The organism is Lachnospira hominis (ex Liu et al. 2021), assembly GCF_014287955.1.
GTDB classification, from domain to species: domain Bacteria; phylum Bacillota; class Clostridia; order Lachnospirales; family Lachnospiraceae; genus Lachnospira; species Lachnospira hominis.
Window position 1 is genome coordinate 1 of record NZ_JACOPD010000028.1, and the last position, 590, is coordinate 590.

General features: G+C 34.9%; 2 pseudogenes. Both read right to left on the reverse strand.

The features are described from left to right. Window positions 1-266, reverse strand: a pseudogene (locus H8S01_RS13875) (hypothetical protein); the annotation flags it as partial. Between the two features lie 33 nt (window positions 267-299). Further along, window positions 300-590: pseudogene (locus tag H8S01_RS13880) on the reverse strand (hypothetical protein); the annotation flags it as partial.

The window sequence follows — 590 nt, forward strand, 5'->3', positions numbered from 1 at the left end:
TAAAACAATCCACGGAGCGGCATGTTTGGGTTAAATGTGCTCTGATGCTCAAAAAGTGACATCTCACTTCCAAGAATAAAAGATATGTCATTCTTATAAGACATATAGACAATATCTTCTAGAGTAGTAACGGTTAAATCAGATACATCCGTATAGTCAGTATCGTTCAACGCATTATACAAAGATAATAAATCCTTAGGATTCTTAAAGATAAACCGAAACAGGGCATCTTTATGGTTCCGGTTTAGTAATGGTTCATTGGTCAATAGGCAGTCCTCCTTATAATGATCATTGTATTTCTAATTTCTATCATCTTTTATTGCAGCATTATACTCCGCTTCTGAATAGCACTCTAGAATCTTATCCTTTGGGACATTAAGCTTAATCATGTTTTTTATTGCTTTGGTATTTGCTATTTGTGTTCCTTGGCTAATACCTCGCTCGACTCCATCATTAAACCCATCATCATAGCTGATATTTTTCTCATTTTTTATATGCTGTTCTTCGTTATATTCTGTCAGAATCATGTCACGCACCTCCGCTGTATGCACTGATAATACTTCTTTTAGAATATTATGGCTTATGGCTTG